Annotated in this window: 14 protein-coding genes; 2 read left to right on the forward strand and 12 right to left on the reverse strand. The window is 69.0% G+C overall.

Annotation, left to right across the window (positions count from 1 at the left end; all coding sequences use genetic code 11):
* Positions 1 to 5: 5 nt before the first annotated feature.
* From ABT085_RS05200 to ABT085_RS05225, 6 genes are all read right to left on the reverse strand, one after another.
* A complete protein-coding gene (locus ABT085_RS05200) occupies positions 6 to 1514 on the reverse strand; it encodes a CoA-acylating methylmalonate-semialdehyde dehydrogenase (RefSeq protein ID WP_351602349.1) in 1509 nt (502 codons plus the stop codon).
* Positions 1515 to 1829: 315 nt separating this feature from the next.
* Positions 1830 to 2678, reverse strand: coding sequence for a class II fructose-bisphosphate aldolase (locus tag ABT085_RS05205; protein WP_351602350.1), 849 nt, complete (start codon positions 2676 to 2678; stop codon positions 1830 to 1832).
* A gap of 114 nt (positions 2679 to 2792) precedes the next feature.
* On the reverse strand, positions 2793 to 3716 hold the full coding sequence (locus ABT085_RS05210; RefSeq protein ID WP_351602351.1) for a DMT family transporter: 924 nt from the start codon (positions 3714 to 3716) through the stop codon (positions 2793 to 2795).
* Positions 3709 to 4713, reverse strand: coding sequence for an N-acetylglucosamine kinase (locus ABT085_RS05215; RefSeq protein WP_351602353.1), 1005 nt, complete (start codon positions 4711 to 4713; stop codon positions 3709 to 3711). Before ABT085_RS05215 ends, ABT085_RS05210 begins: the two co-directional genes overlap by 8 nt.
* A 34-nt stretch (positions 4714 to 4747) precedes the next feature.
* Positions 4748 to 5920: an SIS domain-containing protein gene (locus ABT085_RS05220; RefSeq protein ID WP_351602357.1), complete on the reverse strand. Its 1173-nt coding sequence runs from the start codon at positions 5918 to 5920 to the stop codon at positions 4748 to 4750.
* Complete coding sequence (locus ABT085_RS05225; protein WP_351602419.1) at positions 5917 to 7188, reverse strand: D-tagatose-bisphosphate aldolase, class II, non-catalytic subunit; 1272 nt, start codon at positions 7186 to 7188, stop codon at positions 5917 to 5919. The genes ABT085_RS05220 and ABT085_RS05225 overlap by 4 nt, the downstream gene beginning before the upstream one ends.
* Positions 7189 to 7357: 169 nt before the next feature.
* Here ABT085_RS05225 and ABT085_RS05230 point away from each other — a divergent pair, with 169 nt between their 5' ends.
* Entirely contained in the window at positions 7358 to 8152 is a 795-nt protein-coding gene (locus ABT085_RS05230; protein WP_351602359.1) for a GntR family transcriptional regulator, read from the forward strand.
* A 264-nt stretch (positions 8153 to 8416) separates the two neighbouring features.
* On the opposite strand, the gene ABT085_RS05235 is transcribed toward ABT085_RS05230, so the two are convergent.
* Positions 8417 to 8689 carry a hypothetical protein gene (locus ABT085_RS05235; protein WP_351602361.1) on the reverse strand — a complete coding sequence of 91 codons (273 nt, stop codon included), beginning with the start codon at positions 8687 to 8689 and terminating at the stop codon, positions 8417 to 8419.
* Positions 8690 to 8802: 113 nt separating this feature from the next.
* Here ABT085_RS05235 and ABT085_RS05240 point away from each other — a divergent pair, with 113 nt between their 5' ends.
* Entirely contained in the window at positions 8803 to 8979 is a 177-nt protein-coding gene (locus tag ABT085_RS05240) for a hypothetical protein (RefSeq protein ID WP_351602363.1), read from the forward strand.
* Between the two features lie 219 nt (positions 8980 to 9198).
* On the opposite strand, the gene ABT085_RS05245 is transcribed toward ABT085_RS05240, so the two are convergent.
* The 5 genes from ABT085_RS05245 to ABT085_RS05265 all read right to left on the reverse strand — a co-directional run bounded on the left by ABT085_RS05245 (position 9199) and on the right by ABT085_RS05265 (position 14143).
* Complete coding sequence (locus ABT085_RS05245) at positions 9199 to 10080, reverse strand: SDR family oxidoreductase (protein WP_351602365.1); 882 nt, start codon at positions 10078 to 10080, stop codon at positions 9199 to 9201.
* Between the two features lie 484 nt (positions 10081 to 10564).
* Positions 10565 to 10885, reverse strand: a complete 321-nt coding sequence (locus ABT085_RS05250; RefSeq protein ID WP_351602367.1) for a hypothetical protein — start codon at positions 10883 to 10885, stop codon at positions 10565 to 10567.
* Complete coding sequence (locus ABT085_RS05255) at positions 10882 to 11823, reverse strand: NADP-dependent oxidoreductase (RefSeq protein WP_351602369.1); 942 nt, start codon at positions 11821 to 11823, stop codon at positions 10882 to 10884. Before ABT085_RS05255 ends, ABT085_RS05250 begins: the two co-directional genes overlap by 4 nt.
* Before the next feature lie 291 nt (positions 11824 to 12114).
* Entirely contained in the window at positions 12115 to 13014 is a 900-nt protein-coding gene (locus tag ABT085_RS05260) for an NADP-dependent oxidoreductase (RefSeq protein WP_351602371.1), read from the reverse strand.
* Positions 13015 to 13495: 481 nt separating this feature from the next.
* Complete coding sequence (locus tag ABT085_RS05265) at positions 13496 to 14143, reverse strand: nitroreductase family protein (protein WP_351602373.1); 648 nt, start codon at positions 14141 to 14143, stop codon at positions 13496 to 13498.
* Between the last annotated feature and the right edge of the window lie 34 nt (positions 14144 to 14177).

The raw sequence follows: 14177 nt of genomic DNA on the forward strand, positions 1-14177 counted from the left end.
CCGGGTCAGCGCGAGGCGGGAAAGCCCAGGTCCGGGCCGGCAGCGACCTCCGCGGGTTCGTGCCAGCGGCTCGTGATGACCTTGCCGCGGGTGTAGAAGTGCACTGCTTCGCTGCCGTACATGCGGTGGTCGCCGAAGGCCGAGTCCTTCCAACCGCCGAAGGAGTGGTAGCCCACCGGCACCGGCATCGGCACGTTCACGCCGACCATGCCGGTCTCGACCTCCAGCTGGAACCGGCGGGCGGCGCCTCCGTCCCGGGTGAAGATCGAGCCGGCGTTGCCGAACGGCGAGCCGTTGACGATGCACAGGGCCTCCTCATAGGTCGCGGCGCGGACCACGCACAGCACGGGACCGAAGATCTCGTTGCGGTAGGCGTCCGAGTCGGTGGCGACCCTGTCAAGCAGCGAGACGCCCATCCAGAACCCGTTCTCGAAGCCCTCGACGGTGAAGTCCCTTCCGTCGAGCACCACATCGGCTCCCTGAGCGGCCGCGCGCGCGACGTAGTCCGCGACCTCGTCGCGATGCGCCCTGGTGACCAGGGGACCCATCTCGGACGCCGGGTCACTGCCCGGGCCGATCGTGACCTTCCTGGCCCGTTCGGCGATCCGCGACACCAGTTCGTCGCCCGCCGATGCGACCGCGACCACCACGGAGACGGCCATGCAGCGCTGCCCCGCGGAGCCGTAGGCCGCGGTCACGGCCGCTTCCGCGGCGGCGTCGAGGTCGGCGTCCGGCAGTACCAGCATGTGGTTCTTGGCCCCGCCCAGCGCCTGGACCCGCTTACCGGCCGCGGACGCCCTGGTGTAGACGTGACGGGCGACCGGCGTGGAACCCACGAACGACACGGCCGCCACGTCGGGGTGGTCGAGCAGCGCGTTCACCGCGGTCTCGTCGCCGTGCACGATGTTGAGCACGCCGTCGGGCAGACCGGCCTCGGCCGCGAGCTCGGCGAGCAGCATGGACGCGGACGGGGCCTTGCTGCTCGGCTTGTGGACGAACGTGTTCCCACAGGCGATCGCCATCGGGAACATCCACATGCTGATCATCGCGGGGAAGTTGAACGGAGAGACGCCGACGATCACACCGAGCGGCTGGCGGATGGAGGCCACGTCGACATGGCTCGACACCTCGGTCGACATGTCGCCCTTGAGTGCCGTGCCGAGTCCACAGGCCAGTTCGACGATCTCCAGCCCACGGGCCACCTCGCTCAGCGCGTCCGCGTGAACCTTGCCCTGTTCGGCGGTGATCAGCGCCGCGAGGTCGTCGCGGCGTGCGTGCAGCAGCTCGCGGTAGCGGAAGAGGACGGCGGTCCGCTGAGCGAGCGACGACCTGCTCCAGGTCGTGTAGGCGTCCTTCGCCGCGGCGACCGCGGCGTCGACCTCGTCGGCACCGGCCAGCGCGACCTGGGCGGTCACCTCACCGGTCGCGGGGTCGGTCACCGAGCCCCAGGTGCCGGAAACACGGGCAGCGGCGTCGAAGGGCCTGCCCCCGATCCAATGGGTGACGCTCTTCATCGGCGGAACTCCTCGAAGCTGACTGCGGTGGCTGCTGAGGCCCATGTCCTTGACCTCACCTGCCTCGACCTCGGCCGGGCTGTCCGCGGTCCGGTCACGGACCCACCGCCCACGCCCGGCGGAGCGGGGCTGCTGACGTCGAAGCTACGTCGCGGATCGGCCCGATCCCGCGCTTCGGGGACCCAGGGCCCGAAGTGCCTGTGTCGGGTCCGAAACTGTCGTGGGGCAGGTCACTCGGAAGTCGTTCCAGGGGTGGCGGTGAAGGCCGCGGAGCGCCGGGCAGCGGCTCGGCGGTCGGGACGGCGCCGGTGGCCGTCAGTGAGCCAGCATCGTGAGCGTGGTGTGTACGGTCGCCGCTACGGCGTCGCGGGCCGGACCCAGGTACTTGCGCGGGTCGGTCAGTGCGGGCAGTGAGTCCAGTGTGTCGCGCACGACGCGGGTCAGGGACATGTTGAGCGCCGTCCCGATGTTGATCTTCACGATGCCGGCTCGGACCGCGGAACGGAGTTCGCCGTCCGGTACTCCGGAGGAGCCGTGCAGCACCAGAGGGACCGGAACCGCTTCTCGGAGCCGCTCGATGAGCGCCTGGTCCAGCGTCGCCGACCGTTCGGTCATGGCGTGACTGCTGCCCACCGCGACCGCGAGGGCGTCCACGCCGGTGCGCGCCGCGTAGTCGGCGGCTTCCGCGGGGTCGGTGCGTACACCCGCGGCATGCGCGCTCGCGGGGGCGTCCGGCTTGCCTCCCACATAGCCCAGTTCGGCCTCCAGCCAGAGCCCCGCGTCGTGAGCCCAGCGCGCCGCCGAAGCGGTGGCGGAGACGTTCTCGGCGTAGGGCAGGGCACCGGCGTCGAACATCACGGAGGAGAAACCGCAGTCGGCCGCCTGGTGCAGCAGCTCCACGTCGGTCACGTGGTCGAGGTGGAGTGCGATCTCGACCGTGCTGGAGCGGGCCATCGAGGCCGCCGCCAGGGCGAGCGGACGGAGCTGGCCCCGGTGATACCGCACGGCGTTCTCGCTGATCTGCAGGATCACGGGCCGTTCGGCCGCCTCGGCGCCGGTGATGATTCCCTCGGCATGCTCCAGGGTGATGACGTTGAAGGCGGTGACGCTACGGCGTTCGGTCGCGGCATGGGCGACCAGCTCGCCGGTGGGGGCCAGAGGCATGTGTGTGCTCCTCGCGCGGGGGCTGTCTGAACCTGCGATGTCCGTGTGGGGTGGTTCGGATCAGGCCGACCTGCGTGGGCCTGGCGTGATCCGAACCACCGGAGAGCGGGGTGCCTACGGGCCCGCCAGCGGCGCCGACGGAACCCGGGGTTCGGGGCTCTCTTCGCGCTTCTCGTCGGCGTACACCATCAGAGTGGATCCGCCGAGGGCGAGGACGATGCCGATCGTCCCCCATATCGTGGGCAGCGTCTGGTAGATGACCAGCGACAGCACGATGGTGAGAACGGGTGCCAGGGCGTTGGTGACCGGTGCGACGACGCTGGCCTTGCCGCGGCTGAGCGCCATGACGAGGAAGAGCGCCCCCACGGCGTTGAGGACCTGGGTAGCGGCGGTGAGTGCCGGAGCCTGCCACGGAGCGTCGGGCAGCCCGCCCATCATGAGGACGGCCACGGGGACGAGCAGCAGACCGCTGATGGTCATCCACCCGAACGTGGTGGCGTCGTTGACGCCGGCGAGGGCGGCCTTGCGCATGAAGAACGCCTGGGCGCCCCAGGCCACGCAGATGAGGATGGACAGCAGCAGCCAGGACCCGGTGCCGGCCGAGCCGTGGTCGCCCGCGGGGATGCTGATGAGCACGATGGCGATCAGCGCGGCGACCACGCCGATGACGGCCAGTCGTCCGATCCGCTCCCTGAGGATGGCCACGGCCATCAGGACGGTGATCACGGGGGAGAGCGAGACCACCGGGAAGATCAGATAGGCGGGACCGTTGGACAGCGCCTGGAAGAGCAGGAGTTGACCGCCCGCCCCGGTGAGTCCCGCCGCGAGCCCGTAGACCGCGGCGATCGGCCGCCGGTCGAACCGCTCCCGGCGCAGCGCGACGGCCGCCGGCAGCAGCATGGTGAAGGCCCAGATGACGTAGATCATCTCGTTCGGGTAGCCGTACCGTTCGGTGGGCTGGCTCGAGAACGCTCCCCAGACGCCCCAGAACAGGACGAGCAGTCCCGCGTACAGGATCCAGTTTCTTTGGTCACGCATGGCGGTTCTCCGTGGTGGTGATCTCCGAGGTGGAGCGCAGGGCGGCGAGCGCTGCGTCGTCGAGCGGGGTTCCGGCGAGTTTCGCCGCGTAGAGGGCCGCGCCGACCATCGGTTCGAACAGGGGGTGGCGCAGTTCGTAGCGGGCTGTGCCGCCGCGGAGTTCGGTGGTGAACGCGTCGAGTACGGCGGCCGAGCCGAAGACTCCGCCCGAGTACGACACCGGGACGGGTTCGGTCGCGGCGAAGCCCAGTCGGCGGCGCGCACTGTCCACCAGCAGGGCCAGTTCCTGTCCGGCCTGGGTGAGGACGGCGGCTGCCTGCGTGTCGCCCAGCCCGGCCGCCTCCACCACGAGGGGACTCAGCGAGGCGATCTCGCTGCGGTGCCCCTGCCACCGGTTGAGCACGACGTCGATCACTTCGAGGTCCGTGGTCAGATCGAGATGGCGGCGCAGGAGCTCCGCGAGCGGACCCTCGGGCAGCCGGCCGTCGCTCATCCGGGAGAACACGTTCAGCGCGCGGGCGGCGATCCAGTACGCCGACCCCTCGTCGCTGAACAGTTCGCTCCAGCCTCCGGTGCGCACACCGCGGCCGTTGCGCTCGCCGTAGGTCATCGATCCGGTGCCGCTGATGACGTTGATGCCGTCCACCGCACCGAGGGATCCGGCCCAGCCGCAGATCATGTCGTTGTCGCACGCATAGCGCCGGTGGCCCAGCACCTCGCCGGGGACGGCGTCCAGCGCGGCGACGTCGCCGGGCACCTCCCCGTACCCGGGCAGGCCCAGGAACGCGTAGGCGATGTCCGCGGGCGTGATGCCCGCGTCCTCCGTCACGGCCCGGACTCCCTCGCGCAGGACCTGCGCGACGTGCTCGACACCCCCGGTGGCGTTGTCCGCGAAGTAGTAGGCTCCCACCGCGACCGCCCGGGCCCTGATGGCGCCCGCACCGTCGATGAGGCAGAAGGCCGTCTTGGTGCCTCCGCCGTCCACACCCAGAAACATCGTTGTTCCTCCGCTCGGCTCTGTCTGGACGCTGTCAGGCGACGTCGTCGCGTCGCTGGGGGAGCGGATGCACGGTCACGCCCTGCACCACGCGGTTCACCTCTCCGGAGGGGAACGGGTTGTCGGGCCGGATGCCTTGGTGCAGGGACGCGTGCAGCGCGACCAACTGCGCACACAGCACCGCGGGAAGGGCGAGGACGGTGTCGTCGACATCCGCGAGCCCGGGAAGCAGCCAGGTGCCGTCGTCGGGCAGTCCGTCCCGTGACGCGGAGACGGCGACGACGCTGCCCTGCGGCAGCCCCGCGCGCAGTTCGGCGAGGATGTCGAGGTCGTAGCGGCGCGTGTAGGGGTCGTTCGACACGTAGACGACGACGGCCGTACGGTCGTTCAGGACCGACTTGGGGCCGTGGCGGAAGCCGAGTGAGGACTCCGAGGACGCCACGAGCGCGCCTCCGGTCAGCTCCAGCAGCTTCAGGGCGGATTCCTGGGCCAGCCCCTTGAGCGCGCTGCTGCTGCCCAGGTACACCAGCCGTTCGGGTGCGCGGGCCAGCAGCGCCTCGATCTGCGGGCCGATGCCGCCCGCGGTGATGTGCTCGGCCGCCGTGGCGGGGGCCTCGATGGCGTCCGTGCTGAGCGCGCCCAGGGCGAGCAGGGACGCCAGGAGCATGCCGGTGAAGCTCGACGTCATGGCGAAGCCCTGGTCGTTCGACGCGGCGGGCATCAGCAGGACGTGGGAGGAGGCGCTCTCGCCGTGGAGGCGTGCCAACTGCCCGGCGCTGTTGCAGGTGATGACGAGGTGGTGCACGTGTGCCAGGACCTGGTCCGCCAGCCGGGTCGCCGCCACACTCTCGGGGCTGTCCCCGGACCGGGCGAACGAGACGAGCAGCGTGGGGACGTCGTCGGGGAAGGACGCGTGGGGGTCGGCGACGATGTCGGTGGTGGAAACGGCATCGGTGCGTCGGCCGGTGGCGCGCGCGACCGCGGCCCGGACGACTTCTCCGGCAAAGGCCGAGGTACCGGCTCCCGTGAGGACGATCCGCAGGTCCTCGTCGGCGAGCAGGGGTGCGAGGAAGGCGTCCAGGGACGCTCGTCCACCGGCGATGATCGCCCCGACCTCACGCCACACGTCGGGCTGCTGGACGATCTCGGCGGTGGTGTGGTCGGCCCCGCAGTCCTGAGGCACCAGGTCCTGGGTGGTGGTCTTCACGCGTACTCCTTGTCATGGCTTCGACATGCACGGTCGTAGTCGCGCAGGACGTCACGGACGTGATCGACCACGAGGTCCCGCGGCGCCGCGGCCAGGGCCCCGGTCCGGACGCGCTGGTACTGGTTGGGCAGGTGGGCGCTCAGCAGAGGGAGCGGGATGTCGAGGCCCGAGAGGTTGGTGAACAGCCGGTCCTGCGCCGCGGCGATCTCGGGGTCGGGCCAGTAGTAACGCATGCGGTCGCTGTAGCTGTAGCGCCTGGCCAGCCGCTGATCGTCGGCGTCGCCCCCGTAGTACCCCTCCCACCAGGAGGGCTCGTCACGCATCCGCCGGTCGACCACCTCGCCCAGTCGGGACCGGGATTCGGCCGGTACGAGTTCGTCCTCGATGTCGGCCAGCGCGAACAGGGCCTCGCGCAGGGCGAACGTCAGGCCGGGGCCGACCTTGAGCACCGCCCAGTGGTCCTCCACCAGTCCGGCCAGTCCGTCCACCGTCTGGTAGTCGGTCGAGTGGGCTTCGAAGACCATGCCGGGTTCGTCGGCGAGGACCGTGCGCAGCTCGGCGGTCCGCTCCTGCCGGTAGTCGAACACCTGGAGGTGGTCGAACTCCACGCCGGGCTGTACGACCAGGGCCATGACACGAGGCCACACCGCGGTCACATCGTGCTCCTCGAACGCGCGCCGGTTGTGCTCCAGCGTCACGCGAGCCGCCTGCGGGCTGGTGGCGGCCATGCCTTCCAGCGTCTCGTGCGCCCCTCCCGGCACCGGCACCTCGGTTCCGATGACATAGCGAAGGGCGTCGGCGGAGTCACCCGCGGTGGTCTCGGCCACGCGCACCAGGCGTGCGGTGCGCTCGGCGACCAGGCTGTCGGTCAGTGGAGCTGCGTCGTCGGCGCAGACGAAGCTGCAGTCCAGGTGGATCTTCGTGAAGCCCGCCCGGACGTAGGCCGCGACGAGCTCGTCCGCTTCGGCCATCGCCGACTGCGCGGGCAGTGACCGCCACCGGTTGGGTCCCAGATGGTCACCGCCCAGCACGACCCGGTCCAGCGGCAGCCCGTGTTCGACGGCGATGCCGTGCACGAGTTCCCGGAAGTCTTCGGGCCGCAGGCCGGTGTAGCCGCCGTACTGGTCCACCTGGTTGGAGGTCGCCTCGGCGAGGACGGTGCCTCCCGAGGCGAGGGCCTGGCGGACCGCTGCCTCGATGACCAGCGGATGGGCCGAGCAGACGGAGGTGATGCCGTGCGGTTCGCCTGCCTTCTGGCGGCGGACCACTTCATCCAAGGGGTTCCACATGATCGCTCCAGGGTTCTCCGAAGGGCTCAGCCGCATCTGTCGGCGCGCCTTCGGAAACGTGACTGGAACGGTACTGGTCTCATTAGCGGCCGTCAATGGTCTGTAATTGGTATTGAACTGGTCTGCTCCAAACTGGTATACATCTGGTATGTCTTCTTCGGATCGTGGTATTCCCCAAGGGCTGCTGAGCGGGGACGCTCTGCCGCTGTACACCCAGGTAGCCGGACGCCTCCTGGACGACATCGCCGAGAAGGGTGCCCGACCGGGAGACCGACTGCCGTCGGAGCGGGCACTGGCCACCCGGTACGGCGTCTCGCGCGTCACCCTGCGCTCCGCCCTGAACGAACTCGCGGAGCGCGAGGTCATCGAGTCCGCGCCGGCCCGCGGATGGTTCCTCGCCGAGGGCTACGAACGAGTCGCCCCCACAGCGCCTCCGTCGGCACCCGGTCGGGCGGCGGCCCAGTCGGTGCAGGGCTTCGCCGACTACGCCGAGCAGCAGGGACTACGGCTGCGCGACTCGGTCCTGGAGGCCAGGGTCCGGCCTGCCACGGTTCAGGAGTCCGAACAGCTGAAGGTCGGCCCGGGAGCCGCGCTCTTCGAGATGCGCCGACTGCGCTACCTGGACGACATCGTCGTGGTGCTCGAGCACAACCGGCTGCCTCTCGCCCTGTGCCCGGAGCTGGCGGAGACGGACTTCACCAAGGACACGCTCTTCGCCACACTCCGCCGCGCCGACCCGCCACAACTGCCCAAGGTCGCCGACTACTCCGTGGAGGCCCGCCACCCGACGGCGGAGGAGCGGCGACTGCTCGAAATCACGGACGCGACTCCTGTGCTCGTCGCCACCCAGCTCGCCTTCAACCAGAACGGACAGCCCCTCGAACTCACCGCAGCCGCGTACCGTGGCGACCGCTACCACTTCCGGGCCTCCATCACGGGGTGAGTGTGGACAGAGGCCGACCCCCGGGGAACGGACGCCCCGGCGACGTGACTTGACGGGGGAGGGGCTTCCGGGCAGGACGCGGGGCCCCGGAGCCGGGGCCGGAGCCAGGGCCTGGGTCGGGGCCGGAACGGCTCAGGCCAGGCAGTGCCGACAGCCATGTGACAAGCTGTCAGGGCTGCTGTAGATCCCGGTCAGTTGACCGTGAGCTGTCCGGCGCGGGCTCGCAGCCGGCGCAGCCCGCACCCTCCCCGACGGCGTCGTTCCCTATCCTCCCGCCTTTAGCGCGGGATTCCTCAAAGTCTGTACACATATCGACGTCGTAGTCGTCGGGTTGGCGGTGCCGGCCTGCTCCAGATCCATGGCCTCGCGCAGGACTTGAGTTGGCTGCTCGCGGGCGCGGTGCCAGGTACAGGTGGACAGGCTGTTGTGGCTGGACGGGTTGTCGGTGACGATCCTGATCTGGCCGGTCGGGTTGTTGTCATCGATCTGTTGCAGGAACTGCTGGTAGAAGACGCCGTTGGGTGAGGATGCGGTCATGGTGAGGGCCTGGCCGTCGGCAGGTCGCAGGCCGCCGTAGACCCAGGTTTTCTCCGGTCGGCGGCTGGAGTCGAGTTCGGCTTTGATCCGGTGTCCGTCCGGCGACCAGGCGGGTGGGAAGTGCCGCGGCCCGCGAGTACCGATCGCTGGGCGAAAAGGTCACCCTCGTCGTACAGGCGATGGCGCGGCTCGGTCGCGACGCCCTCGAGCTCCTCAAGCTGGCCGAGGTGCGCGACGCCGAGGTTGAGCTGGAGTTCCTCACCGGCCCTCTGGGGCAAGTGCGATCCTGACGGACACTGCACCGGCCCTGTTCGCCTTCTTCGCCGTCATGGCGGAATCCGAACTCGACCGCGCCCGCGACGAGACTCTCGGAGACCAGGAGGCCGCCCGCACGGAGGGCAAGGGGCCCTCGGTGGGTTGCCGGCCTTGAGTCTGGGAAGACCGTGAAACGAACCGAAACCCTCACCGAACACGTCCGCCTGAAACAGCAGCGAGGTCAATGATCAGGCTTAGGCGGGATAGTCACCAGCGGTGAGGTCCGCGATCAGGCTGGGGTGGGCGGGCTCCCAGCCGAACCGCTTCTGGGTCAGCACACTTGAGGATGGCATGTCGAGGGCGAACATCTGGCCTATGACGCCGAAGCTGTCTGGCGACGTCGCCTCGACCGGCATCGCGAGGACGTCGCCGATGGTCTCGGCCAGCGACCGCATGGTGTCGGCCTCGTCGGCAACAGCGTGCAGGACCGTACCGGGCGCAGCGTCCTCGAGTGCGATGCGGAACAGCCGGGCGGCGTCGAGCCGGTTGACCGCCGGCCAGCGTTGCGTGCCATCGCTGACGTACGTTGACACGCCTGATTTCCGCGCGGCAGCAATGAGCACCGAGCAGAAGCCGTAATGCGACGCGCGCTGATGCACGGAGCGCGGCAGTCGCACGACAGAGGAGCGGACGTCCTGGTCGGCCAGGGCCAGCACCGCCTGTGAGTTGCGGCCACGGCCACCGACGGGTCCGTCGGTGGTGTCGGGGTCGTCCTCGGTGGAGATGTGGCCCGGCATCATCGGTGTGAGGCCGGCATGCACGAACGGCTTGCCGCTCCCGGCTAGTGCGTCCGCGAGGGTCTGGATGGCCTGTGTTTCCGCGTCGATGCACGGCTGCAAGTTGCTCCAGTCGTTCCCGAAGGCCAGGTTGATGACGCCTTCTGCCTGGGCGACGCCCGCACGGAGGCTTTCCAGGTCGGCGAGGTCGCCGCGGAGTGGCGTCGCGCCGGCAGCGGAGACGGCCGCAGCCGAGGCATCGGAACGGACGAGGCCGAGGACCTCGTGACCAGCAGCGATGAGTTCGGGAACTACAACTGAGCCGATGCTGCCGTTGGCTCCGGTGACGAACACGCGCATGGGAGGCTCCATGTGACTGCTGCAACGCTGCGTCGCAGGAAAGGAATTGGCGGCCGAGCCGCTCGGGCCGGCGACGTTCACCTCTGGCATTTCCCTGAAGAGGCGACTGCAACTCGTCGGCCTGACTCAGCATTCCAACAATGCATACATGCCGTTATGTTGCATCGCTCGCTGTGCTGGTACCGCTCCGATGAGCGTAGCCACTACCACCGTCGTACAGCCCTATAGTTTTGGGAACTCTGGGGTGGTTCAGGGAAAAGGGTACACTTGGAACGACGTATCGTGGTAGCCGTCAACCTTACGCGTGGCGACGGAACACTGCAGTCGGCTTCTCGGCTACCAGGGTCTCTCTCGTGGACTCGTTAGCCAGTTGCGGTGTGGGATCTTCACCTCGTCGGCGGCCCTCAGTCGGTCACGACGATTGAGCGTGCGTTTCGGCGGAACGAGAATCCACCTCCTCAGAAACCGAACCACGCAGATGGGCTCAGGAAATGTGAATGATGTCAAGTCGTCTTCCGGCGATCTGACGATCCTTGAGCAGCTGAACAATGACTACGTTCGGTCTGATCAACACAGCGATGACCAGCGCTTCAGCGAATTCCTTGCAGATGACTTTCTCGTGCAGACTCCGGGCGGCACACGGAAGTGTGCCGAGTTCCTGGAGTACATGGCTGAGCCGCGTCCTTTCAAGGATCTTTCGGTGGATGACGTCAATATCCGAGATGCAGGCGAAACTCGCGTCAGACAGCTCCTCCTGGCGTGCCGACCGCTCGGCTCTTGGCCGGGTAGAAACCGATCCCTTCACTGCATGCGGATGATCGTCTTTCCGTTGACCTTCCGGGCCGGGTTGAAGGCGGCGACAGCGTCGTCGAGGTTGGCGACCTGGCCGATATGCGTCCGCAGACGTCCCTCCCGTACCCGCCGGGCGATCTCGCCCAACTGTGCGCGGTCGGAGACGACGACGAAGTCGACCGCCATGCCGTCGGCCGGACGCACCTCAGGCGGGCCGGTGACGGTCACGAATGTTCCTCCGCCTCGCACCAGCTGGGCCGATCGGACGCCGATCTCGCCGCCGAATACGTCGAAGACGAGGTCGACTCCGCCGACGTCTTCCAGTGTGTCGCTGTCGAGGTCGATGAACTCGTGCGCGCCGAAGTCGAGTGCGCTCTGGCGGTGGGCGGCGCGTCCGGTGCCGATGACGCGGGCACCGGCCTCTCGGGCGAGCTGGGCGGCCATCGATCCGACCGCGCCGGCGGCGCCGTGCACGAGCACGCTCTGCCCCACCGAGAGGTGTCCGTGCTCGAACAGCCCCTGCCAGGCGGTCAGGCCTGTCATCGCGACACTCGCGCCGACCGTGAAGTCGACGTCTGCGGGCAGCGGCGCGAGATTGCGTGCCTCGACGACGACGTACTGCGCGAGGGTGCCGTCGCGGGTCCAGTCCGTGAGGCCGAACACGCGCTGCCCGACCGACAGCCCTGCTGTTCCATAGCTCAGAGAGGTGACGACGCCCGCCACCTCGTGTCCGGGGATCGAGGGTGTGCGATCCCGGCCGAGACGATCGACCCAGGTCGAGGGCCACTCCAGCTCGTCTGCGGTGAACCCGGAGGCATGAACTTCGACGACGACGTCGCCGTAGTTCGCACCGTCCAGGCTGGCGAGCCGCGCCGTGTTCGGGTCGGGTCGTTCAGCCAGTGTCATCCCCGCGGTTCCCGCAGTGGAATCCGTGACCACGATCGCTTTCATGGATGTTTCCTCCTTCTGTGCAATCTCGGTCTGGCTCCGTCGTGACGTCGACGGGGCGGTGTGCGTACCGGGCGCCACCATGTGACGTCATGTCCGGCCCGATGGGTGCGGTCGTCCGGCCCGGTGCGCAGAGCCAGGGCCGCGTGCGCGGCGATGACCAACCCATTCGAGTGCGTAGCTGCTCCGGCCCACAGCTGCCCCCTGCGGCCCGGCGTCAGTGGGCAGCGGGTGCAGGGACGGCTTGGCCACGTGCCGTGGCCCGGCACCCGGACCGGTCGGCGCCCGACATAGTCATGCTGGAATGAGGACGATCTTCTTTCCGCCGGCTCGTCCGGCGACCACCCGGGTGAATGCGGCCGGTCCCTCGCTCAGCGGCAGGGGCTCCGGTGCGAGTTGCAGGGTTCCGGCTGCGGCCTGCTCCGCCAGCTGGGCAAGCTGCGTACCGTTGGGCTCGATGTAGAGGTCCCAGCTCGTGATGCCTCGTTCCTCCGGTGGCGCGTCCGAGGTCAGGGAGCACAGCCGGCCGCCGTCACGCACCAGGGGCAGCGCCGCGGCCGCCGTGCCGGCGGCGACGATGAGGGCAGCGTCGAACCCGCCGTGCAGCGTGGCCGACCAGTTGGGGTCGTGGTAGTCGACGACCTTCGTCGCTCCCAGACCGAGCAGACGCTCCGCAGCGGCAGCAGATGCGGTCGCGGTCACCTCGACGCCCTGGGCCGCGGCGAGCTGGACGGCCAGGGCTCCGGTGCCGCCGCCTCCGTTGGTGATCAGGAGCCGCTGTCCCCGTTTGAGGTCCAGCTTCTCCAAGGCCTGCAGCGCGGTGAGTCCGTTGACGGGCAGCGCCGCTGCGTTGGCGGCGTCCAGTCCTGGCGGGCAGGCCGCCGCGTGATCCGCGTCGATCAGAACGCGTTCGGCCCAGAAGCCGCTTCCTCCGGGCAGCGGGGCTTCGTGCGCGAGCACGCGGTCGCCCACGGCGAACCGGGTGACACCCGGACCGACGGCCACCACCTTGCCTGCGCCCTCCACCCCCAGCGCCGCGGGGAGGCGCAGCCCCACGTCCCAGCGGGCGTCGATCTCGAGTTCGTCCCAGGGGCCGACCCCGGCGGCCTCGACCGCGACCAGGATCTGGCCCGGCTCGGGAGATGACGGTTCGGGCAGTTCCAGCAGGGAGACTTCCGTCTCTGCCGTGGACACTCCGCACGCCTTCATGGTGGATCTTTGTCCTCTCACTCGGTCCGGCCGACCAGGAGGTTCGGGCCGGGAATTCAAATCCGGCAGCGGTGTCGAATAGGGACATTCCGCACGCCTCTAAGGTAGATCTTTGTCCTCGCGCTCAGCTCGACCGACCGGTTCCAGATCCGCAGCGCCTGGGGCGGCAGCGCTGCCGCCGACGGCAGGTTCCGCGCCGCCTGCGTACCTGCCGCCCCCGAGACGCCGCGGAAGGTGCCGCCCAGCCGTTCGGCGTCGGTGAGAAGGCGTCCTGCCCGGTGGCGGCCTGGCTGTCGTCGGCACCCACCACCAGCAACCGGTGCCGAGCAGTTCGACAGCATCACGCAGGTCGGGGAACCCGCTGCCGCTGACCGGCAGCGCCGGCCGCCGGTCCGGCTCTCCGGGATGAGCCGGCCTCGAGGACCAGGTGGGTCCGCAGTCTGCGGAGTCCCGGAGCCGCGGTCGTCTAGACGAACGTGAACAGCTGGTCGGTCTCGAAGCGTGAAATCGGGCTGCCGTACGCCTTCGCCGGGTCGGGGTAGCCGAGGGCCAGCAGCACCGTCGTGGTGTGCCCGGTTTCGCGGATCTTGAACGCCTTGTCGACGCTGGTCGGGTCGAACCCTTCGAGCGGCATGGCTTCGACGCCGAGCTCGGCGGCCGCCATCATGGTCAGGCCCATCGCGAGGTAGGTCTGCTTCTCCATCCAGTGGTTCAGGTCCTTGTAACCGTAGTTGCGCAGGTTGAGGAAGTCGCGGGTCATCGACTCCCACCGCGCCTGCTTGGCCGGGTCGGGGAACCGGCCGTCGGCCCGCTCCTTGTCGAACACCGCCTGGAGGTGGCCCTCCGGAAGATCCGCCCTGGTGGTGAGGATGACGGTGTGCGAGGCGTTCAGGATCTTCTCGCTGTTGTCCTGGAACCGTTCACCGAGGTTGGCCGCCAGCCGCTCCTTGCCTTCGGGCGTGGCGAGGACGTAGAAGTGGTTGGGCTGCACGTTCGTCGACGACGGCGTCGAGCGCAGGAAGCCCAGCAGTTGCTGCAGTGTCTCCTCCGGGATCGTCTTGCTGGGGTCGAAGTACCTGGTGAGGTGCTTGTTCATGAGCTTGTCGAGATCCATGTCATCCTGCCTTTGTGATGTGATCGCTGATGAA

Source organism: Streptomyces sp. NPDC002265 (assembly GCF_040296125.1).
Taxonomy (GTDB): domain Bacteria; phylum Actinomycetota; class Actinomycetes; order Streptomycetales; family Streptomycetaceae; genus Streptomyces.

Bases quoted from the DNA above. Each gene is read 5' to 3' on its own strand.
- ABT085_RS05200 (WP_351602349.1), bottom strand. From the start codon at position 1,514: ATGAAGAGCGTCACCCATTGGATCGGGGGCAGGCCCTTCGACGCCGCT.
- ABT085_RS05205 (WP_351602350.1), bottom strand. From the start codon at position 2,678: ATGCCTCTGGCCCCCACCGGCGAGCTGGTCGCCCATGCCGCGACCGAA.
- ABT085_RS05210 (WP_351602351.1), bottom strand. From the start codon at position 3,716: ATGCGTGACCAAAGAAACTGGATCCTGTACGCGGGACTGCTCGTCCTG.
- ABT085_RS05215 (WP_351602353.1), bottom strand. From the start codon at position 4,713: ATGTTTCTGGGTGTGGACGGCGGAGGCACCAAGACGGCCTTCTGCCTC.
- ABT085_RS05230 (WP_351602359.1), top strand. From the start codon at position 7,358: ATGTCTTCTTCGGATCGTGGTATTCCCCAAGGGCTGCTGAGCGGGGAC.
- ABT085_RS05235 (WP_351602361.1), bottom strand. From the start codon at position 8,689: ATGACCGCATCCTCACCCAACGGCGTCTTCTACCAGCAGTTCCTGCAA.
- ABT085_RS05245 (WP_351602365.1), bottom strand. From the start codon at position 10,080: ATGCGCGTGTTCGTCACCGGAGCCAACGGCAGCATCGGCTCAGTTGTA.
- ABT085_RS05255 (WP_351602369.1), bottom strand. From the start codon at position 11,823: ATGAAAGCGATCGTGGTCACGGATTCCACTGCGGGAACCGCGGGGATG.
- ABT085_RS05265 (WP_351602373.1), bottom strand. From the start codon at position 14,143: ATGGATCTCGACAAGCTCATGAACAAGCACCTCACCAGGTACTTCGAC.